The organism is Sphingopyxis sp. JAI108 (assembly GCF_013410105.1).
GTDB classification, from domain to species: Bacteria; Pseudomonadota; Alphaproteobacteria; order Sphingomonadales; family Sphingomonadaceae; genus Sphingopyxis; species Sphingopyxis chilensis.
Map to the genome: position 1 here is coordinate 683166 of NZ_JACCCJ010000001.1, position 12450 is coordinate 695615.

General features: G+C 66.8%; 12 protein-coding genes. 8 read left to right on the forward strand and 4 right to left on the reverse strand.

Annotation, left to right across the window (positions count from 1 at the left end):
- Positions 1–77: 77 nt before the first annotated feature.
- The 3 genes from HDC29_RS03230 to HDC29_RS03240 are packed head-to-tail and all read left to right on the forward strand — an operon-like array spanning position 78 to position 4653.
- Positions 78–1721: a carboxylesterase/lipase family protein gene (locus HDC29_RS03230; RefSeq protein WP_179494309.1), complete on the forward strand. Its 1644-nt coding sequence runs from the start codon at positions 78–80 to the stop codon at positions 1719–1721.
- A gap of 29 nt (positions 1722–1750) precedes the next feature.
- Positions 1751–4018, forward strand: a complete 2268-nt coding sequence (locus HDC29_RS03235; RefSeq protein ID WP_179494325.1) for an FdhF/YdeP family oxidoreductase — start codon at positions 1751–1753, stop codon at positions 4016–4018.
- Positions 4015–4653: a DUF1345 domain-containing protein gene (locus HDC29_RS03240; RefSeq protein WP_179494328.1), complete on the forward strand. Its 639-nt coding sequence runs from the start codon at positions 4015–4017 to the stop codon at positions 4651–4653. The genes HDC29_RS03235 and HDC29_RS03240 overlap by 4 nt, the downstream gene beginning before the upstream one ends.
- Here the strand turns inward: HDC29_RS03240 and HDC29_RS03245 are convergent.
- Both HDC29_RS03245 and fdhD read right to left on the reverse strand, forming a co-directional pair.
- Positions 4648–5157 (reverse strand): NTP transferase domain-containing protein, encoded by a 510-nt coding sequence (locus HDC29_RS03245; protein ID WP_179494330.1) that lies wholly within the window; start codon positions 5155–5157, stop codon positions 4648–4650. The genes HDC29_RS03240 and HDC29_RS03245 overlap by 6 nt on opposite strands.
- Positions 5154–5975, reverse strand: a complete 822-nt coding sequence (gene fdhD, locus HDC29_RS03250; protein WP_257018013.1) for a formate dehydrogenase accessory sulfurtransferase FdhD — start codon at positions 5973–5975, stop codon at positions 5154–5156. Before fdhD ends, HDC29_RS03245 begins: the two co-directional genes overlap by 4 nt.
- A gap of 250 nt (positions 5976–6225) precedes the next feature.
- Between fdhD and HDC29_RS03255 the strand changes: the two genes are divergently transcribed.
- Entirely contained in the window at positions 6226–6630 is a 405-nt protein-coding gene (locus tag HDC29_RS03255) for a hypothetical protein (RefSeq protein ID WP_179494332.1), read from the forward strand.
- A 176-nt stretch (positions 6631–6806) separates the two neighbouring features.
- Here the strand turns inward: HDC29_RS03255 and HDC29_RS03260 are convergent, their stop codons facing one another.
- Positions 6807–7721, reverse strand: coding sequence for a LysR family transcriptional regulator (locus HDC29_RS03260; protein ID WP_179494334.1), 915 nt, complete (start codon positions 7719–7721; stop codon positions 6807–6809).
- Positions 7722–7810: 89 nt separating this feature from the next.
- On the opposite strand from HDC29_RS03260, the gene HDC29_RS03265 reads away from it, so the two are divergent.
- Genes HDC29_RS03265 through HDC29_RS03275 form a run of 3 tightly spaced genes read left to right on the forward strand, consistent with a single transcriptional unit; the run spans position 7811 to position 10723 of the window.
- A complete protein-coding gene (locus HDC29_RS03265) occupies positions 7811–8845 on the forward strand; it encodes an aldo/keto reductase (RefSeq protein ID WP_179494336.1) in 1035 nt (344 codons plus the stop codon).
- Between the two features lie 14 nt (positions 8846–8859).
- Positions 8860–10023 (forward strand): MFS transporter, encoded by a 1164-nt coding sequence (locus HDC29_RS03270; RefSeq protein WP_179494338.1) that lies wholly within the window; start codon positions 8860–8862, stop codon positions 10021–10023.
- Positions 10024–10063: 40 nt separating this feature from the next.
- Positions 10064–10723: an MOSC domain-containing protein gene (locus tag HDC29_RS03275; RefSeq protein ID WP_179494340.1), complete on the forward strand. Its 660-nt coding sequence runs from the start codon at positions 10064–10066 to the stop codon at positions 10721–10723.
- Here HDC29_RS03275 and HDC29_RS03280 read toward each other — a convergent pair.
- Positions 10720–11616 carry an AraC family transcriptional regulator gene (locus HDC29_RS03280; RefSeq protein WP_179494342.1) on the reverse strand — a complete coding sequence of 299 codons (897 nt, stop codon included), beginning with the start codon at positions 11614–11616 and terminating at the stop codon, positions 10720–10722. The two genes, HDC29_RS03275 and HDC29_RS03280, sit on opposite strands and share 4 nt — an antisense overlap.
- A 94-nt stretch (positions 11617–11710) precedes the next feature.
- On the opposite strand from HDC29_RS03280, the gene HDC29_RS03285 reads away from it, so the two are divergent.
- On the forward strand, positions 11711–12448 hold the full coding sequence (locus tag HDC29_RS03285) for an SDR family oxidoreductase (protein WP_179494344.1): 738 nt from the start codon (positions 11711–11713) through the stop codon (positions 12446–12448).
- Positions 12449–12450 lie beyond the last annotated feature (2 nt).

Consider the following 12450-nt stretch of genomic DNA (forward strand, 5'->3'; position numbering starts at 1 on the left):
GCGCTTGATATTCACTCGCGTGTGAGCGTAAGTCGAGCGCAGGACGATGGCAAGCATCGCCAAAGGGAGAGATGGTGATGACGGGCATCGCGGCACTTCGCCGGCTATTCGCCCTGGCTCTTTGTCTGGTCGCCGTTGCGGCGGGCGGTCCATTATTGGCCGCCGATCCGCCGGCCGCGACGATCTCCGAAGGCCGCGTCGCGGGCGCTCGGGAGGACGGGCTGCGCGTCTTTCGCGGCATCCCCTATGCGGCGCCCCCGGTCGGCGAACGCCGCTGGCGCCCACCCGCGCCTCCCGCGAAGTGGACGGGGGTGCGCGACGCGCGCGCCTTCGGCGCCGACTGCGTCCAGCCCGCCTTTCCCGCCGCGAGCGTGTATTTCGAGCCGCCGCGGCCAATGAGCGAGGATTGCCTGACGCTCAACATCTGGGCGCCCGAACGCGCCGGTCGCGCGCCGGTGATCGTCTGGATCCACGGCGGCGCGCTGCAATATGGATCGAGCGCCAGCCCGATGTACGATGGCGCCGGATTTGCGAGGCGCGGCATCGTCTTCGTGTCGATCAACTATCGGCTGGGCGTCCTTGGCTGGCTTGCGCATCCGGCGCTCAGCGGCGAATCGGCCGAAGGCGTATCGGGCAATTACGGCCTGCTCGACCAGATCGCGGCGCTGGAATGGGTGCGACGCAATATCGGTGCGTTCGGCGGCGATCCCGCGAACGTCACCGTCATGGGAGAGTCGGCAGGCGCGCTCAGCGCAACCTATCTGCTCGCCAGCCCGCGCGCGAAGGGCCTGTTCGCGAAAGCGATCGTCCAGAGCACCAATATGCGCGCGGTGCCGCATCTCCGCGACCCCGCCTTCGGCATGAACTCCGCCGAGGCGACGGGAACCGCGCTGGCGCAAAGCTTGGGCGCCTCCGACCTTGCGGCGCTACGCCGCGTCGATGCGAAGGCGCTCGTCGCCGCCGGGATGCGCGCGCGCTTCATCGCGCAGCCCGTGATCGACGGAGCGGTCGTGCCCGGCCAGCTCGTCGATATTTTCGACCGCGGCGAACAGGCAAAAGTCCCGGTTCTCGCGGGGTTCAACAGCGGCGAAGTCCGCACCCAACGCGCGCTGGTCCCTCCGGCGCCCGCCGATGCGGCGGCTTATCAGGCCGAAATCGTGCAGCGCTACGGCGACCTCGCGCCCGCCTTCCTGCGGATCTATCCCGCGTCGGACCTGGAGGAGAGTCTGCTCGCGGCGACGCGCGACGCCGTCTATGGCTGGGCGACCGAGCGGCTTGTGCGGCAACAGGCGCGCGCCGGGCAGCCCGCCTATCTCTACCTTTTCGATCATTGCTATTCCGCCGCGCGCGCCCGCGGCCTCTGCGCTTTCCACGCGAGCGAACTGCCCTTTGCTTTCGGGATTGCGGGGCGCCCGCTTGGCGGCATGCCCAACTGGCCGATGCCGGCGGGCGAAGCCGATCGCGCGCTGGCGCGGCAAATGATCGATTATTGGGCGTCCTTCGCCGCGCGCGGCACCCCTTCGTCGGAGGGCGCGCCGGCGTGGCTGGCCTATGGTGATGCGGAAAATTTCATGGTGTTCGGCGCCGGGCCGGTGGCGAGGCGGGGCCTGTTTCCTGGCATGTTCGAATTTCAGGAGGAGGTCATGCAGCGCCGGCGCGAGGCGGGCGAGCAATGGTTCACCAATATGAGCCCCCTCCGACACCAAAGACTCGTGGATTAGCGCCTGGAGCTATGCTTTAGTTCGGGGCGATGGCCGACCGGAAACCCCGCTACAAGACATATGATAGCCCGGCAGGCGGCTGGGGCGCGGCGGCGGCGACCGCAAAGGTGCTGCTCGAACAAAGTGTCGTCACCAAGGGATCGCGCGCGCTGCTGTCGATGAACCAGCCGGGCGGGTTCAAATGCCCGAGCTGCGCCTTTCCCGACGCCAGCTGCACCAAGAAGCTCGAGTTCTGCGAAAATGGCGCGAAGGCGCTGGCGCACGAGGCGACGAAATTCCGCGTCACGCGCGAATTTTTTGCGCAGCACAGCGTGACCGACCTGATGGCGCAGTCGGACTATTGGCTGGAGATGCAGGGCCGCCTGACCGAGCCGATGCGCTACGACGCCGCGACCGACCATTATGTGCCGGTCAGCTGGGACGATGCCTTCGCGCTGATCGGCAAGCACCTCCGCGCGCTGGAAAGCCCGCATCAGGCCGAATTCTACACCTCGGGGCGCACCGCGAACGAGACGGCGTTCCTCTATTCGATCTTCGTGCGCGAATTCGGCACGAACAATTTCCCCGACTGTTCAAACATGTGCCACGAACCGACGAGCCGCGGGCTGCCGCATTCGATCGGGGTCGGCAAGGGCACGGTGATCCTCGAGGATTTCGACCATGCGGAGGCGATTTTCCTGATCGGCCACAATGCGGGGACCAACGCGCCGCGGATGATGACGCCGCTGGTCGAGGCGCGAAAGCGCGGCGTCCCGATCGTCGCGGTCAACCCGATGCCCGAACGCGCGCTCGTCCGCTTCACCGAGCCGCAGGATATCGTTCAGATGGCGACCTTCGGGTCGACCGAGATCAGCAGCGAATTCGTCCATATCAGGATCGGCGGCGACCTCGCGCTGCTCAAGGGTATGATGAAGGTGATGTTCGAGCGCGAGGCGGCGGGCGAGAGCGTGCTCGACCATGATTTCATCGCCGCGCATACTTCGGGCTTCGCGGCGCTGAAGGCCGATGTCGAGGCGCAGGAATGGCCGGCGCTGGTCGCCGCGGCGGGGATCGACGAGGCGCAGATCCGCCGCTGCGCCGAAATCTACATCCGCTCGAACGCGACCCTCATCTGCTACGGCATGGGCATCACCCAGCACCAGCGGGGGTCCGAACTCGTCCAGCAGATCGCGAACCTGCTGCTTCTCAAGGGCAATTACGGCAAGCCCGGCGCGGGCATCTCGCCGATCCGCGGCCATTCGAACGTGCAGGGCGACCGCACCGTCGGCATCGACGAGAAACCGACGCAGGCCTATCTCGATCGGGTGCGCGACGTTTTCGGCTTTGAACCGCCGCGCGAAGACGGTCATCACACCGTCGAGTCGGTCGAGGCGATGCTGGCGGGCACCGCCAAGGTCTTCATCGGCCTCGGCGGCAATTTCATCCGCGCGGTGCCCGACACCGACCGCTCCTATGATGCGATGCGCAAACTCGACCTTACCGTCGGGATCGCGACCAAGCTCAACCGCGGGCATCTGGTGCACGGCAAGGACGCGCTGATCCTGCCCGTCGTCGCGCGCTCCGAACGCATCGAGACGGTGAAGGGCGAGCAGTTCGTGACGATCGAGGATTCGATGTCGAACGTCACCGCCTCGCGCGGCGTGCTCGAACCCGCGAGCGAGCATCTGCTGCCCGAAACCGAGATCGTCTGCCGCATGGCGATGGCGACGCTGCCCGACAGCAAGACCGGCTGGGCCAGCTATATCGACGATTACAGCCTGATCCGCGACAAGATCGCTGCCGTCTATCCCGCGCTCTACGAGGGGTTTTCGGAGCGTCTCAAGGCGCCGATGGGCTTCCACCTCGACATCCCGCCGCGCCGCCGGGTGTGGGCGACGCCGAACGGCAAGGCCAATTTCCTCGTGCTGCCGGGGCTTGCGGTCAACGCGCCGGTCGACGATCCCGACATGCTGCGCCTTGCCACCGTCCGCTCGCACGACCAGTTCAACACGACGATCTACAGCTACAACGACCGCTATCGCGGCGTGTATAACGACCGCATGGTCCTGTTCATGAACGCCGACGATATTGCGGCGCACGGGCTGGAGGCGGGCGCGAAGGTCGCGCTCGAAACCATCGGCGTCGACGGCATCGCGCGCCGCGTCGAGGGGCTGACGATCCTCGACTATCCGATGTCGCGCGGCTCGGTCGCGGGCTATTATCCCGAACTCAACCCGCTGCTCCCCCTCGGCCATTATGACAAGACGAGCGGCTGTCCCGCGGCGAAGTCGATCCCGGTGCGCGTCGTCGCCGCATGACGGCCGCCGTCGGCCACCGCATTGCCCCGGCGCGCTTCCTGATCTTTGCCGCCGCGCTGGTCGTCGTCGGCGGCGGGGCATCGGCGCTCGGCGGCGATTCGCGCGCGGCGCTGTTGATCGGCTTCGATGTCGCCGCCTTCATCTTCCTCTGCTCGCTCGCGCCGCTTCTCAAGGCCGACCCCGAACAGATGCGCTGCACCGCCGAACAGAATGATGCCAACCGCGCGGGCCTGCTCGCGATCACCGTGCTGCTCTCGCTTGTCATATTGTTCGCGGTCGGGACGCTGATCGCCAGCCCCGGTGCGCTCGACCGCGCGGATATCGTGCTGATCGTCGCGACGCTCGCGCTTGCGTGGCTGTTCGCGAACATGGTGTTCACGCTCCATTATGCGCATCTCTATTATCTGCAGAAGGACGGCCGCGACCAGCGCGGCGTCGAGGTGCCGGGGGCCAGGGAGCCCGGTTACTGGGACTTTCTCTATTTCGCCTTCACGCTCGGCATGACCTTCCAGACCTCGGACGTTACGATATCGGGCGCGCATATGCGCCGCGTCGTGCTCGGCCACTGCATGGCGGCGTTCGTCTTCAACATGGGAATATTGGCGTTCACCGTGAACGCGATCGGCGGGTCATGACGCCGCGAGCCGGTCGAGATCGGCGGTGCTGTTGACGTTCGGCGGCACGAAATCGCTCTGCACCGCCCGCGCCCCGATCCGCCGCGCATAGGCCCGGACCGCAAGGTCGCCTTCATTCTCCAGCATCGCCTTGAGGTCGCTGAGCGCCGCGACGGGCCACAGTCCGATCACCGGCTGCGTGTCGAGAAAGGCCGGCGCGGGTTCGAGCAGCGCGCGCAGGTCGCCGGGCAGCTTCACGCAATCGACCGGCGCGGTCAGCACCCGGTCGAAACCCGCGCCCGCCGCATGGATCAGCGCCCCCGCCATCCCGCCAAGCGGCCCCATGTCGACGCGCGGCCAATCGGCGATCTCGCCCCGGCCGACGATGATCATCGCATCGCAATGCGGGGCCAGCGCCGCCAACGCATGGTCGAGCAAGCTCCGCCCATCGAGCATCGCCAGCGCCTTGTCCGACCCGAAGCGGCTCGACCGCCCGCCGGCGAGCACCGCGCCGAGCGTCTTCACGCGATCATTCCGTGCGGATCGCTCACGATCAGCGCCGAGTCCGTCCGCGCCAGCGCGACGAGCGTCAGCCCCGCCTTCACGGCGCGTTCGGCCGCAAGGCTGGTAGGCGCCGATATGGTGACGAGCATCGGACAGCCCGCGCGGACGGTCTTTTCGACCAGTTCGTAACTGCACCGCGCCGAGAGCAGGATGAAGCCGGTCGCCGCATCGATGCTCGCCCGCGCCAAGGCGCCGACCAGCTTGTCCAGAGCGTTGTGCCGTCCGACATCCTCGCGCGCGCACAAAATGTCGCCGCCGGGCGAGCAAAAGGCCGCGGCATGGACTGCGCCGGTCGCGCGCCCGAGCGGTTGATGATCGCGCAGCGCCGCGAGCGCCGCTGCAATGGCGTTGCGATCGGTCGCGATCCGCGCGGCCACGGGGGGGAGCGGGCGCAGCACCTCCTCGATATTCTCGATCCCGCAGAGGCCGCAGCTGCTCTCGCTCACCCGCTTGCGCGCGCGTTCGAGCGCGATGTCGCTCCGATTGGGCGGCAGCCAGATGCGCAGCGCCCAGCCGCCCTCAATCGGGTGCGCGTCGATGCGCTTTATCTGATCGGCCGTCTCGACGAGGCCTTCGCCGAGCGCGAAGCCGACGGCATAATCTTCAAGGTCGGCGGGCGTCGCCATCATCACCGCATAACCGATGCCGCCGACCTCGACCGACACCGGCGCCTCGACGGCGGTGCTGCGCGTCAGGATCGTGTCGCCGGGTTCGGCAAGGCCGAGGCGGCGGACGGGAAGCTCGATCATCTCGTTAGTCATCGCGGCACGATAGCCCATCGGCATCGGCTTGTCTCAACCCGGCGGCTTCCGTCTGCTTTGGGTGGGAGGCGGACGTTCCCTTATCCGTCATCCCGGACTTCGCCGGGATGACGAGTTTGTTGATGGCAGCTTCCGGTCGGATTGCGGTCTTTGGCGTCAAATCTGCAGCTAACGGCCGATATGGGGCGCGCAGCGGAAGTTCCTACTTGCGCGCATCCAGCGAAAGCGGACCCTAGCGGGCTGGCTTAGGGTCCTTTAGGTTGACCGAATGGCCTTTAGTTATCGTGTCTCGCTGCAAGTCAGACATCCCTACGCTGATCCACAGCGTATCATAAAGGGAATAGGGTTGCCGTTTGTTCGTTCCTGGGCAGCAGGGGAGCGGCGTGCGACACCAAATGGCAAATTGCTGCCGGGGGCTTACACAGAAAGCTACTGCGCGTTCGATATCGGCAAGGGCGATGATGGCGAGCTTGCTGATTTTCTACGCCAGACCCTGAAACGGATTGCACCGTCGGCTGCATTCATTGCCGAACTTCGCCAGACTGGCGGGACACTCAATTTCTTCATCACATGGACGCCGGGTGAAAGGGGAGAGGTTTTCGACGTGACCTTGCTCACGGACATGGCCCGCCTCGGTATCGCTCTCGGTATTGAACCACTAGCTTTCATCTAGTCCGCTTGCGGTCGCTTCCCCGTTGCTCGCAACCTCCGCAATCGGTCGCTAGCTGCCGTCTCCGATTTTCGTCATCCCCGCGAAAGCGGGGACCCAGAGCGTCCGTTGGCTGGCCCATCGCCGGGTTCCCGCTTTCGCGGGAATGACAAAGGGAGAGAAAGCGGCTGCTCCCCGCCTCACCCACCCCGGCCCAGCCGTTCGGCGAGGAAATCGACAAACACGCGCACCCGCGCCGGGGTGTTTGCGCCGCCGGCGAACACCGCGTGGATCGCCTCGACATCGCCCGGATTATAATCCTCCAATATCGGCACGAGCGCGCCGCTCGCGATCTCTTCGGCGATGCTGAACGCGCCGACGCGCGCGATGCCGACCCCCGCAGCGGCAAGCTGCCCCAGCGTCTCGCCATTGTTCGCTTCGATATTTCCCTGAACTGCCAGCGCATATTCGCGGTCGCCGTCGCGGAACGGCCAGGTCGGCTCGGCGCGGCGGAAATTGAAGTTCAGGCAATTATGGCCGTGCAGATCCTCGGGCACGCGCGGCGTGCCGTGCGCGGCAAGATAAGCGGGGGAGGCGATGATGACACGGCGGCTCTCGCCCAGCTTGCGCGCGGTGAGCAGGCTGTCGGCGAGCGGGCCGAAACGGATCGCGACATCGGCCTGTCCCGCGGCCAGGTCGACGAGCCGGTCGGCGAGGCTGATGTCGACAAGGATGTGCGGATAAAGGCGCACAAACTCGCCGAGCAAGGGCACGATGGTCATCCGCCCGTGCGCCTGCGCGGCGCTGACGCGCAGGCGGCCGCGCGGCGCGCCCTGATCGGCGATCGCCTGCTCGGCGTCGCCCAGGTCGGCGAGGATGCGCCGCGCGGCGCGCAGATAGGCCTCGCCCTCGGCGGTCAGCGCGAGCGCGCGCGTCGAGCGCAACAACAGGCGCACCCCCAGCCGCCCCTCGATCCGGTCGATCGTGCGGCTGACCGCCGATGGCGTGAGGCCAAGGCAGCGGCCGGCGGCGGAAAAACTGCCCTCTGCAACCGTTGCGGCAAAGACTTCCATCGATCGCGCGCGATCGCCCCCATTTTCTATCTTTGCGTTCATTTCAAAAATCCTTCGCCTGTATCGGCGCTACTCCGTGCGAGGTGCCGAGTCCATCTATGCATTCTATACGCAAGCGAAAGGGCTGGATCATGGAATATCGTCAATTGGGATCATCGGGGCTGCGCGTTCCCGCGCTGAGCTTCGGAACCGGGACGTTCGGAGGCCAGGGGCCGCTGTTCAGCGCGTGGGGCACCAGCGACGCCGCCGAGGCGCGGCGGCTGATCGACGTCAGCCTCGACGCCGGGGTCACGCTGTTCGACACCGCCGACGTCTATTCGAACGGCGCGTCCGAAGCGATTTTGGGCGAGGCGATCAAGGGACGCCGCGACGCGGTGCTGATCTCGACCAAGACCGGGCTGCCGATGGGCGACGGGCCGCAAGACTGGGGCGCCTCGCGCAGCCGGTTGATCCGCGCGGTCGAGGATGCGCTTCGGCGGCTCGGCACCGACCATATCGACCTGCTGCAACTCCACGCCTTCGACGCATCGACCCCGGTCGACGAATTGATGGACACGCTCGGCGCGCTGATCGCCGCGGGCAAGCTGCGCTACGCCGGCGTCTCCAACTATCCGGGCTGGCAACTGATGAAGGCGCAGGCCACCGCCGACCGGCTCGGCAAACCGCGCTTCGTCGCGCATCAGGTCTATTATTCGCTGATCGGCCGCGCCTATGAAGCCGACCTGATGCCGCTCGCCGCCGATCAGGGTGTCGGCGCGATGGTGTGGAGCCCGCTCGGCTGGGGTCGCCTCACCGGCAAGATCGGGCGGGGCCGTCCGGTCCCCGCGGGCAGCCGCCTGCACGAAACCGAACAGTTTGCGCCGCCCGTTGAGGAAGAACTGCTCTATCGCGTGATCGATGCGCTCGAAGCCGTCGCGGCCGAAACCGGCAAGACGGTGCCGCAGGTCGCGATCAACTGGTTGCTCCAGCGCCCCACCGTGTCGTCGGTGATTATCGGCGCGCGCAACGAGGAGCAGCTGCGGCAGAATCTCGGTGCGGTCGGTTGGGCGCTCACCGCGGAGCAAGTGGCCGCGCTCGACGCCGCGAGCGACGTCCTGCCGCCCTATCCGCACACGCCCTACCGGCAGCAGGCGGGGTTCGCGCGGCTGAACCCGCCGCTCGTCTAACAGGAACCTCTCCCATGAAAATCAACTTCCCGCTGCTGGCCCTCGCGACCGGCGCCTTCGGCATCGGCATCACCGAATTCGCCCCGATGGGCCTGCTGCCCGACATGGCCGAGGGGCTGGGGGTGTCGATCCCCGCCGCCGGACTGCTCGTTTCTGCTTATGCGCTCGGCGTGATGCTCGGCGCCCCGCTGATGACGCTCACCACCGCGCGGATGAACCGGCGGACCTTGCTCATCGGCCTGATGGCGATCTTCACGCTCGGCAATTTCCTCTCCGCCATCGCGGGCGATTACACGACGCTGATGGTCGCGCGCGTCATTACCTCGCTCAACCATGGCGCCTTCTTCGGCGTCGGCTCGGTCGTCGCCGCCAGCCTCGTCGCGCCCGAAAAGCGCGCGAGCGCGGTCGCGGCGATGTTCATGGGGCTGACGCTCGCCAATGTCATCGGCGTGCCGCTCGCGCCGTGGGTCGGCGAAACCTTCGGCTGGCGCACCGCGTTCGGCGCGATCGCGATCTGGGGCCTCATCACCATGGCCGCGCTGCGTTTCGCGCTGCCCGACATCCCGCGCGCCGAGGGCGGCAACATGCTCGCCGAACTCGGTGTGCTGAAGCGCCGCGAAGTGCTCGTCGCGCTCGCGCTCACCGCGATCGGTTCGGCGGCGATGTTCACCGTGTTCACCTATATCGCGCCGATCCTGACCGAAGCGACGGGGGCAGGGACCTTGTTCGTGACCGCGATGCTGGTGATCTACGGCCTCGGCCTCACCGCCGGCAACTGGCTCGGCGGGGTGTTTGCCGACCGCTCGATCGACCGCACGCTGATCGTCTCGCTCGCCGGGCTGGCGGCGATGCTGATCCTGTTTGCTATCACGATGTACTCGCCGCTTGCGGCGGCGGTCACGATCTTCCTGTGGGGCGTCGCGACCTTCGCCATCGTCCCGCCGCTCCAGATGCGGGTTATGGAGGCGGCGTCGGATGCGCCCAACCTCGCCTCGGCGGTCAATATCGGGGCGTTCAACCTCGGCAATGCGATCGGGGCCGCGGTCGGCGGCGGGGTGATCGGCCTCGGCCTCGGTTTCCCGGCGGTATCGATTGCGGGCGCGGTGATGGCGGTGGCCGGACTCGCGATCGTGCTCGCATCGCGCACGCAAAAATCTGTAGCACTCGCCGGGGCCTGACGATTGCCATTCCGGCGGCGGGGTCTATGCAATCGGCGGCATGGAAACGCCGATTCTCGCTGTCCTCCTTGGCAAGTCGCAGCCCTTCCGCGGCGATGAACCGAGCGCCATCGGCAAGCTGCCGGTGGCGCATCGGGTTGCCGTCGGCCCCATGGGGCTTGCCGGCGACGAGCAGGCCGACCGGACGGTGCATGGCGGCATCGACAAGGCGATCCACCATTATCCCGCCGACCATTATGACTGGTGGCGCGGGTATCTGGGCGATGCGTCCTTGCTCGATGCGCCGGGTGCGTTCGGGGAAAATATCTCCACATCCGGCCTCGACGAGCAGAATGTCTTCCTCGGCGACCGCTTCCGCCTCGGCAGCGCGCTCGTCGAAGTGACGCAGGCGCGCCAGCCGTGCTGGAAGCTCGATCACCGTTTCGGGGCGAAGGGGGTGATGGCGCAGGTGGTCAAGACGCGGCGGACGGGCTGGTATTACCGCGTGCTCGAATCGGGGCAGGTGCGCGCGGGCGACACGCTCGACCTCGTCGAGCGACCCTGGCCCGACTGGCCGCTGTCCTCGCTGTTTGGCCTGTTGGTCGGCGGCGAGGCGAAGGACCGCCCAGCCGACCTCCGCGCCTTGCGCGACGTGCCGGTGCTCGCCGAAACCTGGAAGGTGCGGCGCGCCAAGCTCGCTGAGCAGTTCGGCACCGATTAGGCGGTCATCGCAAAGCGCTTCGGCGGCAGCCCGACGTGGCGGGTGAAGGCGGTGCTGAAGGCGCTCGCCGACCCATAGCCGACTTGGCTTGCAATCTCCTCGATCTTGCCCGCGCGGCGGCGCAGCAAATCCCTGGCGATGCTCATGCGCCAGCCTTGCAGATATTCCATCGGCGGCACACCGAGGGTTCGCGCGAAGCGCTCGAAAAAGGCCGAACGCGACAGCGCCGCTTCCTTCGCGAGCGCGGCGACCGTCCATGCCCGCGCCGGTGCGCCGTGGATCTGCCGGATGGCCGCCGCGAGTCGCGGATCGCTCAAGCCCCGCAGCAGTCCCGGCGGGGCGTTGTCTCCCTCGACCGAGCGCAGCGCTTCGACGATCAGCACCTCGACCAGCCGCGACAGGATCAGGTCGCATCCGGGCCGCTCCTCGCCCGCTTCTTCGCGCACCAGCCGTACGAGTGTTGCGAGCCGCTCGGCGCCGCGCAGGTGAATGAGCGCGGGAAGCTGCGACACGAGCAGCCCGGCGTCGGGCGATTCGAAAACGAAATAGCCGCCAAGCATCCGCACGTCGGCGTCGCCCTCCTGCCGCCCGTGGCGGACCTCTCCTGCAAGACCCGCTGTGGCATGGGGATCAACGACGACGGGTTCGGCGGGTTCGAAGCCCGACATGGTGAAGCCGGGGGTTGCGGGCAGGAAGATGAAATCGCCCGCCTCGATCGTTACCGCCTCCGCACCATCGACGGCCAGCCGGCAGCGTCCGTCGATCACCGTGCAAAACCCCGGATGACCGAAATCGCCATAGCGCACCGCCCAGTCGCCCGCGCCGCTGATCGCCTTGGCAAAAACGGTGCGCGGGCGGAGTAGCCCGATTAGGTCGGAAAGCGGATCGGACATATGGACTATCGCTAATTAAATGTGGATTTCTAATTATAGATGGTCCGTCGTCTGTCGTCTAGTTTCCTTTCATCGAACTAAGAAAGGAAAACCTATGAAGACGATCCTCATTACCGGCTGCTCCTCCGGCTATGGCCTCGAAACCGCGCGTCATTTCCATGCACTGGGCTGGAACGTCGTCGCGACGATGCGCCGGCCGAAGCCAGATCTGTTCGCATCGTCGGATCGCCTGCGCGTCCTCGCGCTCGACGTCACCGACCCGGACAGCATCGCGCTCGCGCTCGATCGGGCCGGCCCGATCGACGCGCTCGTCAACAATGCCGGTATTGGCCTCTTCGGCGCGCTCGAACATTCGCCACCGCAGAAGATCCGCGACGTCTATGCCACCAACACGCTCGGTACCATCGCGATGACGCAGGCGGTGATCCCGCAGATGCGCGAACGCGGATCGGGCGTCATCGTCAACATCACCTCGTCGGCGACGCTCGCCTCCTTCCCGCTCGCCGCCGCTTACACGGGAAGCAAGGCCGCGATCCAGGGCTTCACCGGATCGCTCGCGCACGAACTGGCGCCGCTTGGCATCGCGGTAAAGCTGGTCGAGCCGGGCTATGGCCCGACGACCGCCTTCGCGCAGAATACCGAAATCCGCCTCGAAGACGTGCTGCCCGAACCTTATGGCAGCTATGCCGCACCGATCCTTGCCGGCATGGCCGAACCCGCGCTGTTCACCACCGAGGCCGATGTCGCCGAGGCGGTGTGGCAGGTGGTGCACGACCAGAGCGGGTGTCCCCATTTTCCCGCGGGTGCCGACGCGCTCGCGCTGGTCGCATGAGA